At 65.0% G+C, this 25,254-nt stretch carries 19 protein-coding genes and 1 tRNA gene; 6 read left to right on the top strand and 14 right to left on the bottom strand.

What is annotated here, in order from left to right; genetic code table 11:
- Nucleotides 1–16 precede the first annotated feature (16 nt).
- The 8 genes from FRC98_RS21280 to pilB all read right to left on the bottom strand — a co-directional run bounded on the left by FRC98_RS21280 (nucleotide 17) and on the right by pilB (nucleotide 9,897).
- Nucleotides 17–925: a hypothetical protein gene (locus FRC98_RS21280; protein WP_230467267.1), complete on the bottom strand. Its 909-nt coding sequence runs from the start codon at nucleotides 923–925 to the stop codon at nucleotides 17–19.
- A gap of 102 nt (nucleotides 926–1,027) precedes the next feature.
- Nucleotides 1,028–1,693, bottom strand: a complete 666-nt coding sequence (locus FRC98_RS21990) for a type IV pilin protein (protein ID WP_283809637.1) — start codon at nucleotides 1,691–1,693, stop codon at nucleotides 1,028–1,030.
- Nucleotides 1,694–1,940: 247 nt separating this feature from the next.
- Nucleotides 1,941–2,465: a type IV pilin protein gene (locus tag FRC98_RS04550; RefSeq protein ID WP_146980116.1), complete on the bottom strand. Its 525-nt coding sequence runs from the start codon at nucleotides 2,463–2,465 to the stop codon at nucleotides 1,941–1,943.
- A 41-nt stretch (nucleotides 2,466–2,506) separates the two neighbouring features.
- On the bottom strand, nucleotides 2,507–3,919 hold the full coding sequence (locus FRC98_RS04555) for a sigma-54-dependent transcriptional regulator (protein ID WP_146980117.1): 1,413 nt from the start codon (nucleotides 3,917–3,919) through the stop codon (nucleotides 2,507–2,509).
- Nucleotides 3,920–3,962: 43 nt separating this feature from the next.
- On the bottom strand, nucleotides 3,963–5,684 hold the full coding sequence (locus FRC98_RS04560) for a two-component system sensor histidine kinase NtrB (protein WP_146980118.1): 1,722 nt from the start codon (nucleotides 5,682–5,684) through the stop codon (nucleotides 3,963–3,965).
- A 23-nt stretch (nucleotides 5,685–5,707) separates the two neighbouring features.
- Nucleotides 5,708–6,919 carry a type II secretion system F family protein gene (locus tag FRC98_RS04565; RefSeq protein WP_146980119.1) on the bottom strand — a complete coding sequence of 404 codons (1,212 nt, stop codon included), beginning with the start codon at nucleotides 6,917–6,919 and terminating at the stop codon, nucleotides 5,708–5,710.
- A 68-nt stretch (nucleotides 6,920–6,987) separates the two neighbouring features.
- Complete coding sequence (locus FRC98_RS04570) at nucleotides 6,988–8,118, bottom strand: type IV pilus twitching motility protein PilT (RefSeq protein ID WP_146980120.1); 1,131 nt, start codon at nucleotides 8,116–8,118, stop codon at nucleotides 6,988–6,990.
- Between the two features lie 69 nt (nucleotides 8,119–8,187).
- A complete protein-coding gene (pilB, locus tag FRC98_RS04575) occupies nucleotides 8,188–9,897 on the bottom strand; it encodes a type IV-A pilus assembly ATPase PilB (RefSeq protein ID WP_146980121.1) in 1,710 nt (569 codons plus the stop codon).
- A 310-nt stretch (nucleotides 9,898–10,207) separates the two neighbouring features.
- Between pilB and FRC98_RS04580 the strand changes: the two genes are divergently transcribed.
- Both FRC98_RS04580 and FRC98_RS04585 read left to right on the top strand, forming a co-directional pair.
- Nucleotides 10,208–11,185: an ABC transporter ATP-binding protein gene (locus FRC98_RS04580; RefSeq protein WP_230467268.1), complete on the top strand. Its 978-nt coding sequence runs from the start codon at nucleotides 10,208–10,210 to the stop codon at nucleotides 11,183–11,185.
- Nucleotides 11,182–12,051: an ABC transporter permease gene (locus FRC98_RS04585; protein WP_146980122.1), complete on the top strand. Its 870-nt coding sequence runs from the start codon at nucleotides 11,182–11,184 to the stop codon at nucleotides 12,049–12,051. The genes FRC98_RS04580 and FRC98_RS04585 overlap by 4 nt, the downstream gene beginning before the upstream one ends.
- 54 nt (nucleotides 12,052–12,105) lie before the next feature.
- Here the strand turns inward: FRC98_RS04585 and FRC98_RS04590 are convergent.
- The 6 genes from FRC98_RS04590 to FRC98_RS04615 all read right to left on the bottom strand — a co-directional run bounded on the left by FRC98_RS04590 (nucleotide 12,106) and on the right by FRC98_RS04615 (nucleotide 18,520).
- Nucleotides 12,106–12,179: transfer RNA gene (locus FRC98_RS04590), tRNA-Met, on the bottom strand.
- Between the two features lie 104 nt (nucleotides 12,180–12,283).
- Nucleotides 12,284–13,135 (bottom strand): pseudouridine synthase, encoded by an 852-nt coding sequence (locus tag FRC98_RS04595; RefSeq protein ID WP_146980123.1) that lies wholly within the window; start codon nucleotides 13,133–13,135, stop codon nucleotides 12,284–12,286.
- An 84-nt stretch (nucleotides 13,136–13,219) separates the two neighbouring features.
- Nucleotides 13,220–13,858 carry an SMC-Scp complex subunit ScpB gene (gene scpB, locus FRC98_RS04600; protein WP_146980124.1) on the bottom strand — a complete coding sequence of 213 codons (639 nt, stop codon included), beginning with the start codon at nucleotides 13,856–13,858 and terminating at the stop codon, nucleotides 13,220–13,222.
- The gene (locus FRC98_RS04605; RefSeq protein ID WP_146980125.1) at nucleotides 13,855–14,688 is read right to left on the bottom strand and encodes a segregation and condensation protein A; all 834 of its coding nucleotides are present in this window, start codon (nucleotides 14,686–14,688) and stop codon (nucleotides 13,855–13,857) included. The genes scpB and FRC98_RS04605 overlap by 4 nt, the downstream gene beginning before the upstream one ends.
- Nucleotides 14,689–14,703: 15 nt before the next feature.
- On the bottom strand, nucleotides 14,704–15,627 hold the full coding sequence (gene xerD, locus FRC98_RS04610; protein WP_146980126.1) for a site-specific tyrosine recombinase XerD: 924 nt from the start codon (nucleotides 15,625–15,627) through the stop codon (nucleotides 14,704–14,706).
- A gap of 127 nt (nucleotides 15,628–15,754) precedes the next feature.
- Nucleotides 15,755–18,520: a [protein-PII] uridylyltransferase family protein gene (locus tag FRC98_RS04615; protein WP_146980127.1), complete on the bottom strand. Its 2,766-nt coding sequence runs from the start codon at nucleotides 18,518–18,520 to the stop codon at nucleotides 15,755–15,757.
- Between the two features lie 109 nt (nucleotides 18,521–18,629).
- Here FRC98_RS04615 and truD point away from each other — a divergent pair, with 109 nt between their 5' ends.
- The 4 genes from truD to FRC98_RS04635 all read left to right on the top strand — a co-directional run bounded on the left by truD (nucleotide 18,630) and on the right by FRC98_RS04635 (nucleotide 25,240).
- Nucleotides 18,630–19,745: a tRNA pseudouridine(13) synthase TruD gene (gene truD / locus FRC98_RS04620; RefSeq protein WP_230467269.1), complete on the top strand. Its 1,116-nt coding sequence runs from the start codon at nucleotides 18,630–18,632 to the stop codon at nucleotides 19,743–19,745.
- A gap of 63 nt (nucleotides 19,746–19,808) precedes the next feature.
- A complete protein-coding gene (locus FRC98_RS04625; protein ID WP_146980129.1) occupies nucleotides 19,809–21,548 on the top strand; it encodes a hypothetical protein in 1,740 nt (579 codons plus the stop codon).
- Nucleotides 21,549–21,787: 239 nt separating this feature from the next.
- Nucleotides 21,788–23,887 (top strand): hypothetical protein, encoded by a 2,100-nt coding sequence (locus tag FRC98_RS04630; RefSeq protein ID WP_146980130.1) that lies wholly within the window; start codon nucleotides 21,788–21,790, stop codon nucleotides 23,885–23,887.
- A 159-nt stretch (nucleotides 23,888–24,046) separates the two neighbouring features.
- Nucleotides 24,047–25,240 (top strand): aspartate kinase, encoded by a 1,194-nt coding sequence (locus FRC98_RS04635; protein WP_230467366.1) that lies wholly within the window; start codon nucleotides 24,047–24,049, stop codon nucleotides 25,238–25,240.
- Nucleotides 25,241–25,254: the final 14 nt, after the last annotated feature.

Genomic DNA, 25,254 nt, shown 5'->3' on the forward strand with positions numbered 1-25,254 from the left:
TACGGCTCGTCGATTTTTAGAAATCGCCAGCGGCTTCGAGGGTGCCGGGCGCGCGGTAGAGCCCGGGCTCGGCCAGTGTAAAGACATCGGGGGGCAGGTAGGCGCGGCGCCGATGCTCCCGCTCAAACTCCTGGCGGTACTCTTCGATGCGCGATACCAGCTCGGCCCCAGCTCCAAGGTCATAAAGCTGGCGCAGAAGGAGTTGCTGGCGGTCGGGCTCGGTGGCCGCAAAGTAGCTTTTCATCAAATACGCGATCTCGGCCGGGGAGGCTTCGAGTTGCGCCTCATCGGGGTCCTCGCCCTCAACGGCTGCGCGCGCTTTGGCCAGGCGACGCTGGAAGCTCGTCGCCAGCATCATCATATCGTCGGGGGCGCCTTCCATCTCACTGCCGAGTCTGGCGTAGGTGTAGGCCTCTTCCATATCGGCCAGATGTTCTTCGGGGGTGCGGGTGTAGCGCTGGCCAATGTGGTTGGTGACGATGGCCTGCGCGAACTTCCACTCGTCGGGGAAGGTCTGTAGGCCGCGCTCAAGAATTCGATTGGCGGCGGCGACATCATCGTAGGTGAGGCGAGTAGTGGATTGGGTGCGGGTGGCGTGATGCCACATGTATACCGGTTTAAAATGGGGATCGAGATCGATGATCGTGTCTGCGTAGTCGGTCGCATCCGCAGCGCTCTGGCGCATCGTGAATCGGTCGGCGCCGTAGAGCAGAGCGTTGACCCAGACCACATCGGCAGCGGCTGCGCGATGGTTGAGCGCGGCGATGGCGATGGTCTCGGCCGAGGGCAGCACATAGCGCGAGGGCTGGCTTGTGCGGCGCGCGTTGCTCTCCAGATTCAGGCTCAGCCCGAGGTGGAGGTTGGCAAGCAGTCCGAGCACAAGCGCGCTGAAGATCAGGCTGTTGCGAATGGGGCGAGTCAGCATCGTAAGGCGAAGATTAGGGAGTGGGGGCAAAAACGACACGAGCCACGGCCCCGGTCAAGGGGGCCGTGGCTCGTTAGCCTACATCAGGTCAAACGAGTTGTCTTAAAGGAACTCGTTGAGGGTGTAGGGGGGGAAGCAGGTCGCGCCGAGGTTGGTGCCGTCTTCGATGTCGGCTTCGCAGTCGAGGATGACGGCGTGCGAGTCGAGGATGGCTTCGGTGCACGTGGTGGTGGCGGCGGCGGTACCGGTGAAGTCATGGCATCCGGCAACCTGGAAGGTGGCGTCGCCGCCGGTGCCGTCGCTCTGAATGTGGTAGCCGAAGTAGGTCGGCTCTTCGAGCACCAGGTTCAGCTTGTGAAGCGCAGCAATAGCTGTAGCGTTGCCGGTATAATCGGTGTCCGGAGTGCCTTTGGCGCCGCCGACCGGGAAGTCGTCGTGGGTCGTGAACGCAACGCCGTCACCGCCGGGGAAGACCTTGTCGGCGAGCTCAACCGGCATACCGGCTCGAGTGGCGCGATCGGCGGGAACAGCTGCGTGCCAGGGCTGATCACCGTTAGCCGGCGAGTAGGTCTGGTCGCCTTCGAAGTAGCCTTTGGCCGCGCCGGAGACGTTGGAGAGGATGTTGGAAGCCTCAGCCGTCTTGGAGCGGTTGATGTACTTGATGAAGGCCGGGATGGCGAGGGCGGCGAGGATGCCGATAATCGCGACGACGATCATCAGCTCGACGAGGGTGAAGCCTTTCTTGTTGGTGCGGAGTTTCATCAACATGGTCGCTCCTTTCAGCGTGGGGTTGAGGGTCGTGCTGGAACACGGCACGACAGTAGAGCAAGGACCTTGCCACGGGTTCACAAAAATTCAAAAAAAGTTCAGAAATCACGGATTCGCCCGGATTGGCGCGATATTTTGCGTTTCGTAACGTCGGGCTCGGTGGTCATGCGCGGGGCGAAGATGGGGGCCGCTGACGCTCAGCGGCAGGGCGGGTGACAATTTTTGTCACCCGCGCCTCGTAGCGTCATCAGGGCACAAGCTCGATGGGCTCAGGCATGTCGTTGCTGAAGAAGGCCTGGTAGGCATCGCCGCCGAGCTCTTCCTGGGTGACGAGCACGGCGAACCATGGGTTGTTCTCCGCTCCCGTGCCCAGAGGTTCGGCGCCGGCCGGGCAGATGGTGCAGTTCCCGCCGATGTCGGCCTCAACGATAATGGTGATGCCCTGAGCGACGTTGGAGTTGAACTCCAGCAGGTTGTTCCACTCGGGCCGATCCGAGTCGGCCATGTTCGAGGTGTAGTCGGAGGCGGGCTGGTAGTAGCGGTTGTTGCGCGCGCGGAACTGCTCCTGCCCGCGGGCCACGTCCATGGCGTATTGCTTGAGCTGGGTGACTTTGCCCTGGCGGATGTATTTGGAGTAGCTCATGCCGCCGATGGCAGCGAGCACACCGACGATCGCCACGACGATCATCAGCTCCACGAGGGTCATGCCGCGGCGATCCACGCGGGCGGCAGCCTTTAAGAACGTCGCGAAGTGTTGGGAGAGGGTCTGCATGGTCTGGCTCCTTGAGGTGGCGGGTGTCGGAGGTGTGAGGCTCAGTCGTCGTTAAGGCCGTATTTGTCGAGGCGGTAGCGCAGAGAGCGAAAGCTGATGTTGAGCAGGCGCGCCGCCTCGGTTTTGACGCCACCGGCACGCTCAAGCGCGCGGGCGATGAGGTTGCGCTCAAGCTCCTCGACGAGCTTTTCCATATCGACGCCTTCTTCGGGGACATCGATCTGGCGGGCGACCCGCGAGAAGTTCTCTTCCTGCAGGTGGTAGGGAAGGCTCTCCGGGGTGATCAGCGAGCCCGTCTCCAGGGTGACGGCGCGCTCGACGATGTTTTGCAGCTCACGCACGTTGCCCGGATAGGCGTAGGCGGTGAGGATCGCCAGCGCGCGCGCGTCGATGCCTTCGATGGGGTTGCCGATCTCTTCGGCGTAGCGGTGCAGGAAGTGTTCCAGCAGAAGTTGCACGTCGGCGCCGCGCTCGCGCAGAGGCGGCATCTCCACCGGAATGACGCTGAGGCGGTAGTAGAGGTCTTCGCGAAAACGCCCCTCCTGCACCTCCTGGCGAAGATCACGGTTGGTGGCCGCGACAATGCGGCAGCTCACCTCGCGCTCTGCCGAGTCGCCCACCGGGCGGATTTTTCGTTCCTGCAAGACCCGCAGCAGTTTGACCTGCACCGATTGAGGCAGCTCGCCAACTTCATCGAGAAAGACCGTCCCCTGGCCGGCTGCCACAAAGAGGCCTTCTTTGTCGGCGTGGGCGCCGGTGAAGGCGCCTTTTTTGTGGCCGAAGAGTTCGCTCTCGATGAGGTTTTCGGGGATGGCGCCGCAGTTGATAGGCAGGAAAGGGCCCTCGGCGTTGGCGCTTAAGTCGTGAATCGCCCGGGCGACGAGCTCTTTGCCCGTGCCCGACTCCCCGTGGATCAGGATGGTGGTGCGGGTGGGGGCCACGCGTCGGATCATCTGAAAGACGCGCTGCATCGCCCGGGACTCGCCAATGAGCTGGCCCAGGCCCTGACGATCACCCAGGGCGTCGCGCAGGTAGAGGTTCTCGCTGACGAGCGCAAACTTCTCCAGCGCGCGGTTCACCGCGACGCGCGCCTCATCGATCTTAAAGGGTTTGGTGATGTAGTCGTAGGCGCCGAGCTTGATGGCCGAAAGCGCGGTCTCGGCGGTGGCGTAGGCGGTCATCACGATGACCTGACAAGAGGGCTGGGCGGCTTTGATGGCGCGCAGCACATCGAGCCCGCCGATGCCGGGCATCTTCAGGTCGGTCATCACCAGCTTGAAGCGCTCGCCAGCGTCGATGCGAGCGGTGGCATCTTCGCCACAGGCGGCAACCTCAACGGGGTGGCCGTCTTTCTTGAGCATGACGGTGAGGAACTCACGCATGCTGCGTTCATCATCGACGACGAGGATCGGAAGATCAGCGCTCGCCGGGCTGTCGGGTGCGGGATCGCTCATGAGCCTGGGGGGCATGTTGTAAACGTACGAAACGTGGTCTTCCTCAGGATGCCTCTTCGGCGGCCTCAGGGGAAGGGAGACGTGGGTGCGACCCGCTGATGGAGTCGGTGGCGGCCGGGAGCACCAGCTCAAATCGCGCACCCTTCAAGTGGGCGGGAGCCTCCACGCTGATGCGACCGCCGTGGGATTCGGCCAGGCGGAAGTTGGTGGCGAGGCCCAGCCCCGTGCCGTGGTCTTTGGTGGTGAAGAAAGGCTCGAAGATGCGATCGCGCAGATCCTGAGCCACGCCCGCGCCGCTGTCTTCGATGGCGATGAGCCAGGCCGGCTGCGAGCTCAGCGCGCTCGGGCGAAGCTCCACGCGGACCTGGCGATCTTCGGCAGGAAGGCCGCGCACGGCGTCGCCGGCGTTGATAAGCAGGTTCCAGAGGATCTGGCGCAGGGCCTCGGCGTCGATCATCGCCTCAACGGGTCCGGGGCCGGTGACGAGATCGACATCAAGCTGGATGCGATCGCGCTCGGCCTGGGAGCGGTAGAGGTGCAAAAGCTCGTCGAGAAGTTCGCGAAGATCGCGACGCTCGGTGCGCAAGGGCCGAGGTTGGCAGTAGGCCAGAAAGTCGGTGATCAGCGCGTTGAGGCGGTCGACTTCGCGCAGGACGATGTCCATCAGGATCTCATTCTCCGCGTCAATGGACTCATCGGCGCGCAACATCTCCACCGAGCCGCTGATCGAGGCCAGGGGGTTGCGGATCTCGTGGGCGATGGCCGCTGAGAGCTGGCCGACGGCGGCCAGGCGCTCGGAGCGTTTCATTTGCTCTTCGAGTTTTCGTATGTCGCTCAAGTCCTGGAAGATGATGATGCGGCCGACCTCGCGCGACTCGGAGTTGCGCAGTGGCGAGACGGAGAAGCCCAGGTGAACCTCGCGGCCGTCGGGGCGGATGAAGGTGCTCTCCAGGCGCGGATCTTTGTTGGGGGAGGGGCCCAGGGCGGCGTTGGCGAGGTTGGGGAAAAGATCGCTGAGCGCGCGGCCGAGCACCTGCTCGGAGGTCCAGGCGGTGATCTCTTCGGCGGCGCGGTTCATAAAGATCACGTTTCCGCGTCCGTCGACGGTGAGCAGGCCGCTGGAGAGGCTGCTGAGGATATGCTCGTTGAGCGCGCGAAGCTCTTGAAGATCGATGTCGCGGCGCTCCAGCGCTTCGGTCGCCTCACCGAGGCGCTCAGCCAGGTGTCCGGCGAGTACGGCGATCATGATGCCGCCGACGCTGTTGACGATGACTTCGTAGGCGACGGTGCCCCAGGCCCGCAACGCCGGGGGTTCGCTTAAGATGGGGTGGGGAAGGGCACCGGCGCTGATCAACGCCAGGTAGCTCAACGAGAGTACCGTGATGCCGGAGGCCACCAGGCCCCCCAGGCGTCCGAGCACGATGGCGGCGTTGATGATTGTGAGGTGAAAAAAGAAGAGGAAGAGGCTGTCGAAGCCCCCGGAGACCAGCGCCAGGATGGTGGTCACGCCCAGGTCGCCCAGGATCTGCGCCCAGGCCAGCGTCTGGGTCTTGAGCTTCTGGCGCAGCGCGAGGGCGTGGCCGATGGTGAGCACGTAGGTGCCCACGATCAGGCCGAGCAGCGTGAGGTTTCGCGGCTCCGATGCGCTCGCAAAGGTGCGCACGTCGAGCGCCACCGCGCTCCCCAGAAAGAGTGTGACCAGGACCACCCGAAAGACCAGCAGGCCTTTGAGGCGGTCGCGCTGTCGGTCGCGCGTTGGAGGCATAGGTGGCGAGGGGGGAGCCGGAATTATTGCTGGATGTTGCCGGCCATCTCGAAGATCGGCAGGTACATCGAGATGAGCATCCCGCCGACCATGCCGCCAAGACCCACCATCATGATCGGCTCAATGAGCGCGGTCATGCCCTCGACGGCCACGTCGACCTCGTCTTCGTAGAAGTCGGCGATCTTGTTGAGCATGGTGTCGAGCGCACCGGTGGCTTCACCGACGCCGATCATCTGCACGACCATCTTGGGGAAGATGCCCGTCTCCATGAGCGGGTCGACCATGTTCTGGCCCTCACTGATGCGCTCGCGCACATAGAAGATGGCCTTCTGGATGGTCATGTTGCCGGCGGTCTTGGCCACGATCTCCAGGCTGTCGACGATGGGCACGCCGGAGGAGACCATGGTGCCCAGGGTGCGGGTGAAACGCGCAACGGCGGTCTTCTGCAGGAGGTCGCCAAAGACGGGGACCTTCAGCAGCACGTCGTCGATCACCGCGCGAGTGGGCTGGTAGCCCATCAGCGTTTTGACGGTGACGCCAAAGCCGATCATGCCGCCGACGATGTAGAGGAAGTAGACCTGCACGAACTCCGAGAGCGCCATAACAAAACGCGTCGGGGCCGGGAGCTCCGCACCGCCCCCCATGTCGGCAAACATCGCGGCGAAGGTCGGGATGATCTTGTAGAGCATGCCGATGAGGATCACGATCGCGATGACGATAACGATGGTGGGGTAGGTGAAAGCCCCTTTGATGCGCCGGCGCAGCTTCTGGGACTTCTCGATCTGCATGGCCAGGCGGTTCATGACCGTATCGAGGATACCGGCGACCTCACCGGCGGCGACCAGGCTGACGTAGAGATTATCGAAGGCCCCGGGGTGCTTGGCCATGGAGTCGGAGAGGGTGGAGCCAGACTCAATGTCTTTGCGGATCTCGGCGATGATGCGCTGGAAGCCCTTATGTGGCTCGTTGGAGCCGAGCAGCTCCAGGCACTGCACGAGCGGCAGGCCGGCGTCGATCATCGTGGCGAACTGCCGGGTGAAGATCACCAGGTTGTCTTGAGGAACGCGCGAGGTCCCCTTGAAGTTGAAGCTCTTGGAGGCCTTCTTCTTCACTTTGGAGACGTTGATCTCCTGCTGGCGAAGACGCTGCTCAACCTCTTCGGCATTGCTGGCGTTCATCTGACCCTTACGGGCTTCGCCGGAGCGGTTGGTTCCTTCCCAGACAAAGACAGGCATTGCTCACCTCAGACGCGATTGTATGACTCGGTGCGGGTCGTGCGGCCACAGGGGGCCACACGGCTCGCTCAGGTGTATCGGATGGAAGAGCTGCGGTTACGGGGGCCGGAGCCACCGCCGGTGTTTCCAGGACCGCCACCTTGCTCAAGCATGGTGCGAAGCTCTTCGGGGTCGTTGGATCGTGCCAGACCGTCTTCAACTGTGATTTGTCGATCGCGGATTAGCAAGAAAAGAGACTGATTCATCGTTTGCATGAAGCTTCGCGACTGGCCGACCTGCATCGAGCTGTAGATCTGGTGGATCTTATCTTCGCGGATCAGGTTGCGAATCGCCGGCGTGGGCACGAGCACCTCGGTGGCCAGCGCGCGACCGCGCCCGGAGGCGTGCGGGATGAGCTGCTGGCTGATGACGCCTTCGAGCACAAAGGAGAGCTGCGCGCGGATCTGCGACTGCTGGTGCGAGGGGAAGACGTCGATGATGCGGTTGATCGTCTGAACACAGCCGTTGGTGTGCAGCGTGCCCAGCGCGAGGTGGCCGGTCTCACTGATGGTCAGCGCAGCCTCGATCGTCTCGAGGTCACGCAGCTCGCCGATGAGCACGACGTCGGGATCCTGGCGAAGAACGTAGCGCAGCGCGCTTTTGAAGCCGCCGGTGTCTGCGCCCACTTCGCGCTGGTTGACCAGGCAGTTTTTATGCGGGTGCAGATACTCGATCGGATCTTCGATGGTGAGGATGTGCAGGCGCTTCTCGACGTTGATCTTGTCGATGAGCGCGGCCAGCGAGGTGGATTTGCCGCTGCCGGTGGGGCCGGTCACGAGAACCAGACCGCGGGGCTTTTCGGCAAAGGTGCCGATCACCGGTGGAAGGCCCAGCTGCTGGAAGCTCAAGATCTCGAAGGGGATCTTACGGAAGACGCCGGCGACCGCGCCGCGCTGCATGAAGATGTTGCCGCGAAAGCGGCTCAGCCCCTTGACGCCAAACGAGAGGTCGAGCTCGTTGTCGGTCTCAAAGCCCTGCTTCTGCTTGTCGGTGAGCACGCTGTAGCAGAGCTGGCGCGTCTCGGTGGGGGAGAGCTTGGAGGTTTTGAGGGGCACAAGGGAGCCGTCGATGCGAAGCTGCGGAGGTGCTCCCACGGTGATGTGAAGATCGCTGGCGTTCTTGTCGACCATGATCTTCAGGAGCTGGTGCAGGTTGGCCATAGCGCTCTCAGGACGAGGGGTGGAGTTGGATCAGCGTAAGCATTGCGACGGTGCGGTATGCGCCGGGGGTTAACGGTCCGGGGCGCTGTTGCGCACGACCTCTTCGGGGGTGGTGACGCCCTCAAACATCTTGATGATGCCGGCGCGGCGAAGCGTGTTCATGCCTAAGCGGATGGCTTCGGCCTTGAGCTCGGCGGTGGAGTAGCCCTGGAGGATGTAGTCCTTGATGGCGTCGTTCATGCCCAGGACCTCGTAGAGGGCGACGCGACCGCGGTAGCCCGTATCGCCGCAGGAGGAGCAGCCCGCGCCGTGGTAGACCGGGCGGTCGAGCCACTCTTCGGGGACCTCCATCTCGACCAGCGTCTCGCGCGGGACGTTGTAGACCTCTTTGCAGTCCGAGCAGATGCGGCGGGCCAGTCGCTGGGCGACGACCACGTTGAGCGAGGCGGTGACCAGGAAGGGCTCGATGCCCATGTTGAGCAGACGGCTGATGGTGCTGGGCGCGTCGTTGGTGTGCAGGGTGCTCAACACCATGTGGCCGGTGAGCGCGGCCTTAATGGCAATCTCGGCCGTCTCAAAGTCACGGATCTCGCCGACCATGATGATGTCGGGGTCCTGACGCAGGAAGGAGCGCAGGGCGGCGGCGAAGTTCAGGCCAATCGACTCGTGCATCTGGCACTGGTTGATGCCGGCGAGGTTGAATTCGACCGGGTCTTCGGCAGTGGAGATGTTTTCGCTGACCTTGTTGAGGTCACTGAGCGCCGAATAGAGCGTGGTCGTCTTACCGGAACCGGTGGGGCCGGTGACCAGGCACATGCCGTAGGGGCGGTGGATGGAGTCGAGGAAGACCTTGAGGGCTTTTTCGTCAAAGCCCAGCTTGGTCATGTCGAGCTGGAGGTTGGACTGGTCGAGCAGTCGCATAACGACTTTTTCGCCGAAGAGGGTCGGCAAAACGCTGACGCGGAAGTCCATCTCTTTGTTACGCCCCATCTTGAGCTTGATACGGCCGTCCTGGGGAAGTCGCCGCTCGGCGATGTCCAGGTTGCTCATGATCTTGAGGCGCGAGGTGATGGCGTTTTTGAGCTTGAGGGGAGGACGCATCACCTCCTGGAGCACACCGTCGACGCGGAAGCGCACGCGGAACTCCTTCTCGTAAGGCTCAATGTGAATGTCGCTGGCGCCGCGTTTGATGGCGTCGACCAGGATGTGGTTGACCAGGCGAATAACCGGAGCGTCTTCGCTGGCGCGGGCAAGATCGTTGACGTCGGCCTGATCTTCTTCGTCGACGTAGTCAACATCGTCGAGGTCGAGCTCGCCGAGGATGGCGTCGTAGTCGACTCCGGCGCTCTCTTCGCCGCCGTAGTAGCGGTAGATGGCCTGTTCGATGGCCGACTCACTGGCGACGACGACCTCGATGTTGTAGCCGGTCATGAACTTCAGGTCGTCGATGGCGTAGATGTTCGACGGGTCGGCCATCGCCACGACCAGCGTGGCGCCGCTGCGGTTGATGGGCAGGCACTGGTGGCGCACCGCGACTTCTTTGCGGATGAGCTGGATGATGTTCTCGGGCACCTCAATGTCGGCCAGGCTGACTGAGGGCACTCCGAAGTGGCGGCTCAAAAAGGAGGTCAGCTCGCCCTCTTCGACAAATCCCAGGCGAGTGAGTTCATATCCCAGGCGGCTGCCATCGCGTTTGGAGCGGTCCTGGGCCTGCTTGAGTTGGGCTGGCGAGACGAGGTTCTCGCGGACGAGCAGCTCTCCGATACGTTCTTTGGACATGTGTGTTTGCCGTGCAGAGGGGATTCTACCACCATCGGGGGGCGACCTGAGCTGGTCACCGGACGATCGGCTGGGGGAAGACCCGGGTATGAGGTCAACCGATTGTCGTACGCCTGGTTGTAGGAAGCAAATTCTTTCCGGGAGGGTATCAAGCCCGGCAAAATACTGTCAATTTGACCAGCGCGCTTGCGAGCGCGGAGATTGTGATCACGATTCGGGCGCGCGGCGAGCCGGCGATCGGCTTGTTTTTGAACTTCGATGATGCGGTTGGGGAGTCGGCGCGATCCTCAACCCGAACGATGGTGACGCAGTGAGTGATGGTGAGCAAGGGATGGAGGCGGTGGTCGAGCTCAAGGGGCTGACCAAACGCTATGGCGAGTTACGGGCTGTGGATGATGTCAGTCTACGGATTGAGCCCGGGGAGATCTTTGCGTTGCTGGGCCCCAACGGGGCGGGCAAGACGACGATGATCGGATGCATCACCGGGCTGATCACCGGGTTTGAGGGGCAGGTGAAGGTCGCCGGGCTCGATGTGGTCGACCATTACCGGGTTACGCGCCGAATGGTGGGGCTCGTGCCGCAGGAGCTCAACTGGGATGCGTTTTTTTCGGTGCGCCAGGTGCTGGAGTTTCAGGCGGGGTATTTTGGCGTCAAACCCACGCGCGCTGAGATCGATGAGCTGCTCGACCAGTTCTCATTGCTGGAGAAGGCCGACGCGAACACCCGCTGGCTCTCAGGCGGGATGAAGCGTCGGCTGATGATTTGTAAGGCGCTGATGCACGACCCGGTGGTGCTTTTTCTGGATGAGCCGACGGCCGGCGTGGACGTGGAACTTCGCGATGAGCTCTGGGGATACGTGGAGGCGTTGCGGGCGCGGGGGACGACCATTGTGCTCACGACGCATTATCTGGAAGAGGCCGAGAAGTTGGCCGACCGCGTGGGGATCATCAATCGGGGGAGGTTGCTGCGCGTCGACGATCGCGAGGCGTTGATGGAGGAGTTCGGTCGGCGTCACGTCGAGGTGAAGTTGAGGGAGGCGCCCACTGCCGGGGTGATAGAGGCGCTGGGCCAGCATGCGGTAGAGGTGGAAGGGCGCACGTTGCGCTTGAATTACACGCGCAACGCCGGCGAGGAGGAGGGCGGTGAGGAGGTTGATTATTTGCTGAAGACGCTGGTGGGGGCGGGCGCGACGATTTTGTCGGTGGAGGGAGGGCGCAGCTCGCTGGAGTCGATCTTCAGGGAGGTGTTGCATGAGGACGCCGACGCGTCGTCGAAGGGGGCGTCATGAGCGGGAGCAAAGGCACAGACGTGAAGGCGCCGGGGGGCGGGCGTGAGGCGGCGCGGCAGGCGGCGTTGAAGAAGATCGCGCGTACTCGGGAGGTGGCTGAAGAGCGCCAGCTGCTCGGGGCGTGGACGCTTTTTTATAAAGAGATTCTGCGCTTCTGGACGATCGCCGGGCAGACCGTGATAAGCCCCGTGATCACGACGATGCTCTACTTTCTGGTCTTCGGCTATTCGCTGGGCGACCGGCTCCAGGAGATCCGCGGGGTGCCCTACGTGGACTTTCTGGTGCCGGGGCTTGTGATGCTGGCGTTGATCACGAACTCGTACATCAACTCGGCTTTTTCGCTCTTCATCACCAAGGTGCACGGCACGATCGTGGATTTGCTGGTGACGCCGCTGACCTATGTGCAGTTTCTGGGGGCGTATGTGGCTGCGGCGGTGGTGCGGGCGATGCTCATTGGCTCGATCATCTGGATCGTGGCCTGGTTGATGGGGGCCTCACCCTTTTATTCGGTGCCGGTGGCGCTGATCTTTATGGCGCTGACCTCGATGGCCTTTGCGTTTATCGGGGTGGTGGTGGCGATCCTGGGCGAGGATTTTGATCATATTAACCTCTTGCCCAACTTCCTGATCACGCCGCTGACCTTTCTGGGCGGGGTGTTTTATTCGATCGAGATGTTGCCGGCGCCCTGGGATACCGTCTCGCTCTTTAACCCGGTGCTCTACATGGTCAACGGGGTGCGCTACGGGATGGTGGGCGTCGCGGATGTGCCGGTGTGGCAGGGGGCGGTGATGTTGCTCGCGCTCAACGCGATCTTTGGCGGGCTGGCGTTGTGGCTTTTGAAGACCGGCAAGAAGCTGCGGGATTGATACGGGCAAGAAACGAGAAAAGCGCGTCTCGAGAGAGACGCGCTTTTCTTTGAGTAGCGGGGACAGGATTCGAACCTGTGACCTTCGGGTTATGAGCCCGACGAGCTACCTGGCTGCTCCACCCCGCATCAAGGCTGTCTGACTTCGACGCCCTCTGCGTTCCAGGGAGGCGGAACCTAAGGGAGGGGGCCGGGGGTGTCAAGCAGCATTGTGAAAGAAAGAGGCGAAGCGCTTATTTGGAGCGGTTTTTGCGCTTTTTGGCGCGGTGATCGGGGAGATCGCCGCGCTCGATGGCTTCGCGCTCGCGTTTCTGGGCGCGTTTGGAGGGCTGAGCGCGCTCGGGGATCGTGGCTTCAACTTCGCCGTAGAGGTCGAGGACCTCGGCGTGGGTCAGCGAGCGGAAGGTGCCCGAGGCGATGCCGTCGATGGTGAGCGGTCCGATGGAGATGCGGCGCAGCTTCATGACGGGGCGCTCGATGGCCTCCAGCATGCGGCGAATCTGGCGGTTTTTGCCTTCGCGGATGACGATCTCAAGCCAGGTGTTGCGGCCGTTATCACGAATCAGGCGAACCTGGGCCGGCGCGGTGACCTCGCCCTCGCCGATCTCCACGCCGGTGCGCAGCGTCTCAAGTTCGGGGCTGCTCTCGGTGAGCAGGCCGCGGACTTTGACGGCGTAGGTCTTGGCGACCTCGTGGGAGGGGTGGGTCAAGAGGTTGGTGAGCTTGCCGTCGTTGGTCAGAAGAAGGAGGCCTTCGCTGTCCCAGTCCAGGCGGCCCACCGGCCAGACGCGCGGCATGGTTTTGGGGAGCAGGTCGACGACGACCGGGCGGCCCTCCGGGTCGGTGAGCGAGGTGATGTAATTGGCCGGCTTGTTGAGAAGCACATAGATGTAGCTCTCGGGCAGGCGCACCACCGAGCCCTGGAACTCCACGGTGTCGCGGGAGGGATCGACCTGGGTGCCGAGCTCTTTGCAGACCTTGCCGTTGATCTTGATGTGGCCGGCGAGCATATGCTCTTCGGCTTTACGCCGGGAGCAGACGCCGGCTTTGGACAAAAACTTCTGGACGCGCATTTCTTGGGCCATAACAGGTATTCCGGGTCAGGCAGATCGCAGAGGATCGGGGGTGAGGCGACGGGCTTAGGCGGGCCAACTTCGAGGTGGGCCGGGCTATTCCTGATCGTCAGAAGGGGAAGCGAGCTCGTCAGGGGCGTGGTCGATGTCGACGTCGGCCTCGGGATGTTCGAGCTGGTTGTGCATCTCAATAAGGGCCTGAAGTTCGCTGGCTTCCAGGGTGGGAAGCTCGCCGATGCTCTCCAGGCCGAAAAAGTCTAAGAAGCGGGGAGTGGTGCCGTAGAGGTTAGGTTTGCCGATGTCGTCGAGGCGTCCGACGACTTCGATGAGCTGGACCTCCTGGAGGGTCTGGAGGACGCCGGAGGAGTTGACGCCGCGGATCTCATCGATCTCGGCGCGGGTCAGCGGCTGGCGGTAAGCGATGATGGCCAGGGCCTCCATCGCCGCGCGCGAGATGCGCACGGGCCGAGTCTCAAAAAGTTTGCGGATGGCCTGGCCGATCTCGGGATCGGGGTTGGTGCGCAGCTGGTAGCCGCCGGACATCCGCACAAGGTGGATGCCGCGGTGGGGGCCGGCATATTCGAGCTCCAGCGCGCGCAGCACTTTGTGGAGTGCTTCGGCCGAAGCTGTGGGCAGCGCGTCGCGGAAGCGGTCGAGTGAGAGGGGCTCCTCGGCGGCGAGGAGCAGGGCTTCGACCCGGGCGCGGGTGGTTTGTTCGTCGAGGATCTCGGTCATGGTGTGCTGTCGTAAAACTCAAGCGTCTGGCTGACTTCGACGATGTCGATGACGGCGCGCTCGATGATGAGGGTGTCGGGCCCGCCCAGGCGAGATTGGAAGAGCTTGATCATGCGCAGCTTCGTCATCTCGAGGAGGGCTAAGAAGGTCGTGACGACGCGGTGGCGGGTCAGGCGGCCTTCGCTGAAGAGGGACTCAAAAGAGATGCGAGGTTCGTCGCGCAGGATCGAGGAGATCTCGAGCACCATGCCGCGCAATGTGAGTTTTTCGCGGGTGATTTCGTAGGCCCAGGTGGGCTCTTCGCGTTGTTTTTCGATAACGCGGCGAAGGGCGTCGACCAGGTCTGCGATGTCGGCCTCGCGCAACTTCGGGGGGCCGACCTGCTCGCGTTCTTCGCGGGCTTTGGGGGCGGCCAGAAAGAAGTCGCGCTCAAGCTGGGGGCGGTCGTCGAGCTGCTCGGCGGCCCATTTGAAGACCTGATACTCAATGAGGCGGCGCACCAGCTCTTCGCGGGGGTCGGGGCCGAGCTCGTCGTCTTCTTCTTCGGGGTCGGGCGGGAGCAGGGTTCGGGACTTGATGTAAACCAGGGTCGCGGCCATCTCCAGCCATTCGCCGCCGACGGTCAGATCGAGGGCCTGGAGCTGGTCGAGGTAGCGGAGGTACTCGGCGGTGATCAGCGCGATGGGGATGTCGAAGATGTCGACTTCGTGCTCGCGGATCAGGTCGAGGAGAAGATCCATCGGGCCCTGGTAGCTCGGCAGATCGAGGCGGAGCTCAGGGGGGACCTGGGCGTTGTCTGCGGCGCGGGGGCCGCCGGGGGCGCTCTTCATGGCGTGTGTGGCGAGTCAGGCTCGCGGGTGGTGGTCGTCGTAGAGACGTTTGAGGCGCTCACGGGCCACGTGGGTGTAGATTTGCGTGGTGTTGATATCGGCGTGACCGAGCAGGGCCTGCACGATGCGCAGGTCGGCTCCGCGTTCCAGAAGATGGGTGGCGAAGCTGTGGCGCAGCTTATGCGGGCTGATGGGTTTGTCGATGCCGGCGAGCTCGGCGTAGCGTTTGATGTTTTTCCAGAAAGCCTGCCGGGTCATCGCGCCGCCGCGGCGGGTGACAAAGAGCGCCGGTGAGGCGCCGGGTCCGCCGGCGTTGGCCAGAAGTTGGCCACGCGCCTGGTCCTCATACTCAGCGAGCGCATCGATTGCAACCTCGCCAAGGGGTACGACGCGTTGTTTGGAGCCTTTGCCCACCACCCGCACATAGCCGGCGTTGAGGTCGACTTCGCGGATGAGCAGGGTGACAAGCTCGGTGACGCGCAGGCCGGTGGCGTAGAGGACTTCCAGCATGGCCCAGTCGCGCAAGCCCTCGGGGGTGGAGCGGTCGGGGGCGTTCAAGAGCGACTCGACCTCGTCGAGGGTTAGCACGGTGGGCACACGGGTGCCGTAGCTGGGCGCGTCGACGTGGGCGGTGGGGTCGCGCTCGAGCTTCTGGTCGCGGCGCAAAAACTTAAAAAGTCCGCGCACGCTGGAGAGTTTTCGGGAGATCGTGCGCGTCTTGACCGACTCGCCAAGCTGGTGGGCGAGGAAGGCGCTGATGTCGGCGTCGCTGATCGCCTCGATGTCGGGGCTGGGGCGGGGGGCGTCGCTCTCGGCGTCGGTGAGGAAGTCGACGAACTGACTTAAGTCGTTGCTGTAGGCGAGGATCGTGTTTTCGGCGAGGTTACGCTCGACTTTGAGATGGAAGAGGTAGCTGTCGATCGCTTCGTCGAGCTTCATGGGGCCTCCGTAAACCAAAGGAGTGCGGGCGGTGCGTCTGGCGAGGTCGCCGGGTGCAGGCTAAGCGGGCAGGCGCTGCAGGGCAAGGCCGGCAACCGGTGAGGGTTTAAGGGATTGGGTGTGACCTTTAGTTCTCGGGCAGGCGGCTTAAGGCGTCTTCGATCGCGGTGACGACCTCGGTGCAGCGCTCCCGGGAGAGTTTTCCGCCGTGGGCCTCCTCGACGTAGAAGTTGTCGATGGCCTGGCTTCCCAGGGAGTCGATGCGGCTGACGCGGGTCTCGACGCCGGTCTCAAAGAGCGCGCGGGTGATCTGGTAGAGCAGGCCCAGGCGGTCGGGGGCGCGGACCTCAATGACGGTGAAGAGCTCGCTGGCGTGTTCGACGACGCGGACCTCGGTAGGAACCTGAGGGATGGGGCGGGGGGTGAGGCGGCGCTCGTCGAAGCGCTGCTGGAGGAGCTCGTCGACGTCGAGGCGCTCTTCGAGCACGTCGATGATGCGGGAGGTGATCTTCTCGAGGCGGCGCGGGTCGTCGACGGCGCGGGGCTCGGAGACGGGCAGGGCGGCCGGGTTGAAGTGGGCGATGTGGAAGATATCGAGGGTGCGACCGCTGGCGGTGGAGACGATGTCGGCGGCCATGATGTTGACGCCGGCGCTGGAGAGGGCGCCGGCGATGCGGGCCAGCGTGCCGGGGGTGTCGACGGTGGAGACGATGATCTCGGTGATACCGCGCTCCGGCAGCGGCGCAAGTTCGACGGCGACGCCCTGGATGCGGGTCTCCACGTCGTTGCGGCGCGCGCGGGTGTAGGCGGCGAGCTGGCGTGCCAGGGCGTCGGGCTCGGCGTGCAGCAGATGCTCCTGGGGAAGATCGTTGAGGAAGGTGTCCAGATCGATGTCTTCCATCGGGCAGTCGCTTAAGTCCTGGATGCGGCGCTCCAGGCGCTGGCGGATGCGCCGAAGTCCGCGCGGGTCGGCACGGTGGCGCTCATCGCCCTGCTCAAGCGCTTCGCGCAGGCGGCGGTAGAGCTCCATGAGCAGGGTGGCGTTCCAGTCGTTCATCACGTCGGGCGCCACCGTGGACATGTCGCAGAAGGTCAGGGCGGTGAGCAGGTTGAGGGTGGCCACGTCGCCCAGGCGCTCAGCGATCTCATCGACGACGTGGGGGTCGGAGAGGTCGCGGCGGCGTGAGGTGAGGCTTAAGGTGAGGTGCTCGCGCACGAGCATCGCCAGAAGATCGACCTGGGCTGCGTCCAGGCCGAGGCGGGGGCCGATGGCTTCCATCAACACAGCACCCTTGCGGCTGTGGTCGCCGCCGCGGTTTTTGCCGATGTCGTGAAAGAGGCAGGCCAGCAGGAAGACCTCCGCGTCGGTGATGCTGGAGGCGACGTAGCGGAAGAAGGGCCAGCGGCCGGCTGCGCCGGGGGCGCCGTTGAGAAGTTCGCGGCCGAGCTCCAGGCATTTCAGGGAGTGAACGTCGGTGGTGTAGACGTGGTAGACGTCGTGCTGCACGTGGCAGACCAGCGGGTCGAACTCGGGAACAGTACGGGTGAGGATGCCCAGGTCGAGCAGGCGCTGGGCGGTGCGCGCCGAGGTTGAGGGGGAGGTGAGCAGCGCGCGCAGGCGGTGGGCGCGCGCCGGCGAGCTTGCGTCGCCCAGGGGCCAGGTGCCCACGGCGGCTTCGATGGCGGATTCGAGGCGCGGGTCGAGGAGGGCGTCGTGGGTGCTGGCGAGGCTGAGCGCCTCAAAGACCTCGTCGGCGCTTAAGGTGTCGTGGCGATCTTCGGGAAGTTGAATCACGTCGCCCATCAGCTCAAAACTTCCCAGCATGCGCGCCGGCCCCGGCGGGCTTAAGGCTGACCAGCGGCGCAGCATGCGCTCGCAGGCCACGCTGACGGCGCGGGCCTGCCAGTAGTAGGCGCGCATCAGCGACTCGACCTGGGGGTTGAGGCGCTGGCGGTCCTGCTCGTCGGTGGGGCGGTAGTGTTCGGCGATGGCCTCTGGATCGACGGTTTCGAGACGCTCGGGGGATTGCAGACGAAGTTCGTCGAGGCGCACCAGAAGTTCTTGATCGCCAAAGGTGAGGCGGTCTGTTTTGCGGCCGTGGATCAGGTGCAGCGCGTTGCGCACGCCCAGGATGGCGTCGAGGCGGTCGAGGTAGCGCAGGCGTTGCTCTTCGGTCCAGCCGACGTCATCGCGGGTCTGGGTGCGGGCGTCGATCTGCCAGCGGCAGCGTGCGGCCCAGCCGATGCAGTTAAGATCGCGCATGCCGCCCTCGCCATTTTTGACGTCGGGCTCAAGCAGGTAGACGGTCTGGCCGTGGCGGGCGACGCGCTGGCGGTGGCCCTCAAAAAGCTGCTCGACGAAGGTGGTGCCCTCGTCGTTGCCGCGCAGATGTTCCATGGCGGTGCGGCGGTCGGCGGCGCGGGAGGCGGGGCCGGCGAGCGGGCGAAGATCGATGAGCGCGATGGCGGTGCGGGGATCTTCAGCGAGCGCCTCGGGGGTCTGGGCGGGAGTTCGCACCGCGTGGCTCAGGCGCAGGCGGGGCACGCGCGACCAGGCCATCAGGCGCTCGACGGCCAGGGCGAGGTCGTCGCGCTCCAGCCAGGCGTCATCGTTGAGGGCGATGAGCACGTCGATGTCGCTGTGAAAGGCGAGCTCGTCGCGGCCGTAACCGCCGGTGGCGTGGAGGGAGGCGGCTGTGCGAAGCTCCTCGCTTAAGGCCTCCTCCCAGAGGATCTTGAGCCAGCGATCGGTGACGGCGCGAAGTCGCGCGGCGATCTCCAGGCCGCCGGCGCCCATGACGATGGCGCGAGCGATGGTGTGGCGCGAGGCGATGAGTTCGTCGTTGGCGCGCGTCACGGCCTCGGGTATGGCCAGGGGGCTGGAGTGCTTCACAAGGTGCTCCGAGAGAAGTCTGGCGAGCGGCGCGAGGTTGCGCGGCGACGCCGAAGTTGCGGGTGGGCGACGGTACGCCCACCCCGAGTTGCTACCATCAGGAGAGAAGATGTCTTCCACCCCGTCTCAGACCACGCCCATCGCCTGCCCCCGGCTCTGCGCCGACCTCCCCGGGCTCGCCGGCACGCTTAAGGCAAGCGCTGAAGATTTTGTGGTCGAGGAGATCGCTGCGTATGCGGCGAGCGGTCAGGGCGATCATCTCTTCTTGTGGGTCGAGAAACGCGACCTCGACGGCGCGAGTCTGCTGCGCAAGATCGCCGCGCATTTTGGCATAGAGCAAGCCGAGGTGGCCAGCGCGGGCACCAAAGATCGGGTGGCGGTGACCCGCCAGTGGCTCTCGGTGCCGGCGGAGGTGCTGGCCGGGCGCGAGCCGGCTGAGGTGGTGGGGGAAGTCGACGCCTCGATCCGCATTCTGGACGCCGCGCTGCACACCAACAAACTTCGCACCGGGCATCTTGCCGGCAATCGCTTCGAGCTGCGTGTGCGAGATCTTCAGGCCCTCGACGACGGCGATGAGGCCAGTGTGGAGGCGCGCATCCACGCGATTGAGGCGCGCTTAAAGGCGCTCGGGGTTCCGAACTTCTACGGATCGCAGCGCTTCGGGCGTCAGGGGCAGAACCTCTTTCGGGGGCTGCGCTGGCTGCAGGGAGGCCGCTCGCCAAAAGGGCGATTCCAGCGGAAGATGGCCGTGAGTGCGGTGCAGAGTGAGATCTTCAACCGCGTGCTCGCCAGGCGGCTGGAGGATGGGAGCTGGAGGCGCGCGCTGGATGGCGATGTGTTCGAGAAGCTCGACAGCGGCGGGCGCTTCTGGGTGGGGCCCGACGAGCTGGAGGAGGTTCAGGGGCGCATCGATGCCGGAGAGCTCGTGATCACCGGTCCGATGCCCGGCTACAAAGAGGGGGTGGCTCAGGGTGAGGCGGGGCGAATTGAGCAGGAGGTGCTCTCGGAGCTGGGGTTGGAGGTGGAGATGTTTCGCGCCGCCGGGAAGATGGGGCGGGGCGCCAGGCGCGCGCTCACCCTGCCGATGCCCGCGCTGGACGTGACGATGGAAGACGCGATGAGCGCGCGCGTGGCCTTCGCGCTGCCTTCGGGCTCCTACGCCACCGTGGTCATGCGCGAGTTCCTGGGAAGAGAGGACTTGGACGAGGCCGACCCCGTGTTATGATGCGCGCGATGAGAGCGCGTTCAAAATAGCCCGCCCGGGCGATGACAGACGACGAGGCATGCGGTGATCCGAAGAGAACTCGAGGCGCTTTCGAGCCCCCAATTTCAACAACTTGCCGCCCAATGTGGGCTGGAGCTCAGCGAGGTCGACTTCTCGCAGCTCTCCCGACGAAAGCTGCTCGCGCCCTTTGAGGCGGTAGGGGGCTACACTCGCCTGCACCTCTTTGTGCTGGCGCAGTACCTGGAGGCGGTGCGCCCGGTGCGACACCCCTGGGGCTCGCGCGCGGCCGAGCGCACGCTCGATGAAGTTGCGGAGCTCGGGCGTGAGCTCGAAGCGATCTTTGAGGGGTTGGTCGCCGGGCGGCTGAGCGAGGATCTGCTCTCGCGGGCCGATAAGGTCTTTCGGGATCTGGAGCGTTTTCTGGCCGACTGCGATCCTTTCGGGCCGCTTGGCGAGGTGATCGATCTTTTGAACCCGGGCTTTGTGGCGAAGCTGCGCAACCAGGGGCGGCTCTACGCCGAGCTTCGCGGGGCGTCGCGGGCGCTGGCCGATGTGCTCCAGGGGGGAGAGCGCAAGGAGGAGCGCGAGCCGATGACGCGCCCGATGTTTCAGCTCGATGTGGAGGCGGCCGCGCGCCCGGCGCCGGTCGATGATCTGCGCTCCACCCAGGTGATCGATGAGGTGATGGAGACGTCTGCCGGAGCGCGCGAGGCGATCGACGAGGTGCTCAACGCCGCCTCGGAGGTCTCGGAGCAGTCGGCGGCGGAGCCCTTCGAAGACGACGATGACGACTTCGGGGAGGCCACCCAGATCTTGAAGGCGCCGAGCTCTTTTCAGGAGGACGATCTTCGCTCGACGCAGGTCATTGAGGTCTCCCTGGATGATATCGATGTGCTCGATGAGGACTCGGAGCCCTCGTCGGTGAGCGAGGCCAGTGAGGCTGACGAGCAGGAGAGCGAGCTGGCCGAGGAGAGCTCCGACCCGATTTTGCTGACCGAGGAGAAGTCCGCGCCGGAAGAGGCTCCCGGGCCTACGCGGGCGTTTCGCCGCGCCTCACAGCCCACCGAGCGAACCCGCGATCTGAACGAGCGTCTGGCGCGGCTGCGCGGCGACTTGAGTGAGGCCGAAGAGACCCCGCCGCCGGCGGTGGAGGCCGAGGCCGGTGGTGAGATCACCGCGCCCGGCGATGATCTGGCCGCGCGTATTGCGATCCTCAACGAGCAGCGCGAGCGCTACATCAAAGAGCAGGCCTGGGAGGAGCTCGCCGCGCTTTATGAGGACGGCATTGAGCTCTTCGGGGCGCCGGCCGAGCGCCAGCAGGTCTTCCTGGTGTTGGCGATGCTCTACGAGGTGAAGCTGCGCCAGAAAGAGCAGGCCTTTGATGCGTTTGCGCGGGCGTTTGCCGAACGTCGGGCCGAGGCAGGGCGTGCCAAGGCGCTGGAAGGGCTGCAGCGCCTGGGGAGGGCGGCGAGCCTGCACCAGCGCTATGTGGAGTGGATTCAGACCCAGCTCTCCACGCCCCTGGCCGATGAGGAGCGCGAAGGGTTGCAGAAGGAGCTCGCCCTGGCGCTCTTCTCGGACCGTCAGTACCAGAAGGCCTTTCTGTGCTACGCCTCGTTTCTGGCGGACGATCCGGAGCGCAACATCAACCCGGGCAATCTCGCTCAGCTCAGTCGGCTGGGAGAGTACGTGGAGGGCGAGGAGGTCGCCGCGTTCTACCAGGATCTTCTGGAGCAAGAACTCAGCAATCCGGTGGCGGCGCTTTTGCGCGAGCATCAGCAGAGCGCGCTGAAGGCGGAGTAACGCGAAGGCATCGCAGAGGGCGCTGAAGGCGCGCGAGCCATCCTCCCGTGATGTTGGCGCTTTTACGGTGCGGGGGGCTATGATAACAATTCGATACTTGACATAGTGTGATGAGGTCCTTCCTTGCGAGGTGAACGCGGAGAAGTGGAAGGAACCCGGAAGGTGTCATGTTATCGACGTGCGGGCGCGATGGTGCGTCCCGTACAGCGCAACGCTTCGGCAAGGCTCAGGAGATGCCGGTGAAGATCTGCCCATCATGCAACGCCCGTGTGCAACCTCAGGCAGCGAGCTGCCCCGGCTGCGGGAAGGCGTTTGAAGAGCGCGCCCCCCGACAGACGATGATGGGGATTCCGGCGGTCTTCGATGAGGAGAGCGAGGCGGCGATCCAGGAGGGGCGCACGGCGGCCGCGCCGCGCAGCACGCTCTTCGGGTTGCCGGCGATCACCGGCGCCGAGAGTGGCGAGGAGCATGAGGCGCGCACCGCGATGGTCTCGGCCCATGATCTTCCCTTTCAGCACGCGACCGAAGCTGGGGGCGAAGATGACTCGACCCGCCAGGTGGACGCGGCGAAGTTGCGCCAGGCTTTTGAAGCGCAAAAGGTCGACCCGCGTGCGACGGCGTTTGGAATGCCCTCGCCGGTGGGGCCGGGAGCGCCCAATCGCGAGCCACGGCCGACGCCGGTGGCGCCCGCTCAGCCGTCGGAAGAAGACCAGGTGATGTCGGCCTGGGGGCTTGGTGAGGAGAGCAGCGAGGGGCTTGCCACGCAGGTGCTCTCGGCGACGGATTTTGCCAACCCCGACACCGGGGGCGGGAGCATGTCGGTCGATAAGAGTGAGGGCGCGCGCGGAGATGGTGGGCGTCTGCACACCTTGATGGGGATGTCGCTGGAGGAAGAGAGCGACATCATGGCCGGGGGCGGCGCGATGCGTGTGGGCGGCGTGCAGAGCGACGCCGACGATGCGCCCACCCAGGCGATGAGTGTGGCGCAGCTTAAGGCGGGGGCCGAGAAGTTGGGGAAGGGCGCCAGTCTGCGCGATCGCCTCAAGAAGAGTGTGCAGAAAGCCGAGCGCACACCGCTTCCGACACCTTCTGATCTTCGTGCCGATGATCTTCGCACCGACGTGATGCCGGGCAAGCTCAGTGTGCCGGGGCCTGGCGAGGTGAGGGAGAACCCCTTTAAACGCTCGGCCAACCGGGATACGCCGCGAAGCGGGGTCTATAAGGTGGCGCGGCGCGGGCGTGAGGGCGGCGCCGAAGGCGGTGGCATGGCCGAAGACTCCGGCGTGCTCAGCACCACCGGGACCTACCAGGTGGGCAATGCGACCAGTGAGCCGCTGCGCGAGCAGCCTTTTGGTGATGGCGAGGGGCCGCGCACCGCGTTTCCGACCAGCAGCGCGCCGCCGTCGGCGGCGCGTCCGGCGCCCGGGCTGACGCAGCCCGACGCCGACACCGATGTCGGAGATCCTTCGCTGGCGCAGGCTGCCGGGCCGAACCCCTGGCAACGAAGCTCCACCGGGCCGCGTTTTGGCATCAAGCTGCCGGAGCCCGGGGAGGCGGCTGCGGCGCCGACGATCGAAGAGGTGCCTGAGCCGGGGCTCGAAGCGCTGGAGCCGGTGGCTCCGCAGCAGGTCGCGCCGGTTGAGGAGTCGCTGCCCGAGGTTCAGCCTGTGCAGCCGGCGCCTCAACGCACGGCGGCGCCCTTTGCCGAGGCGACGCCGGCGCCGGGGCTTGAGTCACCGGTCGGTGGTGCGAACTTCGGCGCGACACCGGCGCCGGGGGCTCTCGGGTCGCAACCTTTTGGAGCTTCGGCCAGTGGTGCGAACTTCGGTGGAACGCCGGCGCCGGGTGCCGGGTCAGCGCAACCTTTTGGCGCGCCTTCTCCCGGCTCTGGTGTGCTTCATCAGCCTGCGCAGCAGAGCGCGCCGATGGCGACTCATCAGGCCGCGCCGGTGGTTCCGCAGGCGACGGCCGCTTCAGGTGCGACCGGGGGCGCGGAGGCGCTTGTGGCCACGCTGCAGAAGGTCTGCGGGGTGATGGCCGGTGTGACCCTGGTAGCAGCGACCGCGCTGGGCGTGGTCGGCGGAGGTGCGCTGACAGCCCTGACGCTTGTGCCGGCGGTGATGGGTGTGCTGGCGATTTTGTTGCCTTTTCTGCCCATCTCGCGCGGGGTGGCTTCGGCGGGTTTTGCGCTGGTGTCGCTTGCGACGCTCGGGGCGGTGGTGGCCAGCGCACTCGGCGGCAGTGCGGCGCTTGCGCTTTTCGTACAGTTCGGCGGCGGGTTGCTCGCCGGGTTTGCGGCGGCGTTTCCGCTGGTGCTCAAGCTGGTCAAGCCTTCGTAAGTGATGGGGGGCCAGTGGCGGGAGGGTGCGCCGGCTGGAAAACCTGCTAAGCTGTGCGCCCGCTGACGCGCTGCGTCGGCGCGATGCCGGGTGCGCCGGGTTGCTCGACGGGCGAGCGCTCCGGGGCTACCGCCAGCTCAGAAGGTGTGCGCTTTGAAGGTGATCGTTCAGAAGTTCGGGGGATCCTCACTCTCAGACCTTAGCAAGATCCGGCAGGTCGCCGAGGCGATTGTGGCCACCCGGGAGCGCGGCTACCAGGTGGTGGCGGTGGTCTCCGCGATGGGCGATACCACCGACGATCTTCTGGGGATGGCCAATGAGCTTGCGGCCAGCCCCTCGCGCCGTGAGCTCGATATGCTGCTCTCGGTGGGGGAGCGCATCAGTATGGCGCTGATGTCGATCGCCATTCAGGCCCGCGGCCATGAGGCGGTGAGTCTGACCGGGTCGCAGTGCGGCATCATCACGACGGCTAGCCACTCCAACGCGCGCATCATCGACGTGCGACCCTTTCGGGTGCAGGACGAGTTGGCGCAGGGGCGCATTGTGATCGTGGCGGGCTTTCAGGGGACGAGCTACCGGCGGGATGTGACGACGCTGGGCCGCGGCGGCAGCGACACCACCGCGGTGGCGCTGGCGGCGGCGCTGGGGGCGGAGGCCTGCGAGATCTACAGCGATGTCGACGGCGTCTTCAGCGCCGATCCTCGGGTGGTGCTCAGCGCGCGCCAGCTCGAGAGCTTGAGCTACGAGGAGATGCAGGAGATGGCGCGCGCCGGCGCGAAAGTGCTCAATGAGCAGGCCGTGGAGTTTGCGCGCCGCGCCCAGATCGCGCTCTACGCCCGCAGCACGCAGATGCGCGGGGAGGGGGGCACAGTGGTGCGCGTGGATCTTCCCCAGGCGGAGCTTTCGCGCCTGGAGGAGGGGCGGCCGGCGGTGGCCGTGAGCCATATTCGGCGCGGACTTCGGGTGCGTGCCGGGGAGAGCGCCGACCGAGCCGCCGAGGCCATTGAGGCGCTGGCCACGGTGAGTTTCGACTGGCAGCCCGGCCGCAGCCTGGATGCATTTATCGGGCTCGATGACGTGCACGGTGTGGCCGAGCTTGAGGCGTCGTTGCGGGCGCTCGGCGCGGATGTGGAGGTCAGCCAGCCGGGGATGATCAGCGTGGTGGGGCTGGGGGTCGGCGGGCAGACGCGCTGGAGCCGGCTTGGCGAGGCGGCGCTGCGGGAGGCCGGGGTGACGAGCCTGGGGCTGAGCGCGAGCCTTGCGCGCTTGAGCTGGATCGTGGCCGCCGATCAGGTGGAGACGGGGGCCAACGCCCTTCATGAGGCTTTTGTGGGTGAGGCGCTGCCAGCCTGAGGGCGCATGCCAGA

The sequence above is a fragment of the Lujinxingia vulgaris genome, from assembly GCF_007997015.1.
Classification (GTDB): domain Bacteria; phylum Myxococcota_A; class Bradymonadia; order Bradymonadales; family Bradymonadaceae; genus Lujinxingia; species Lujinxingia vulgaris.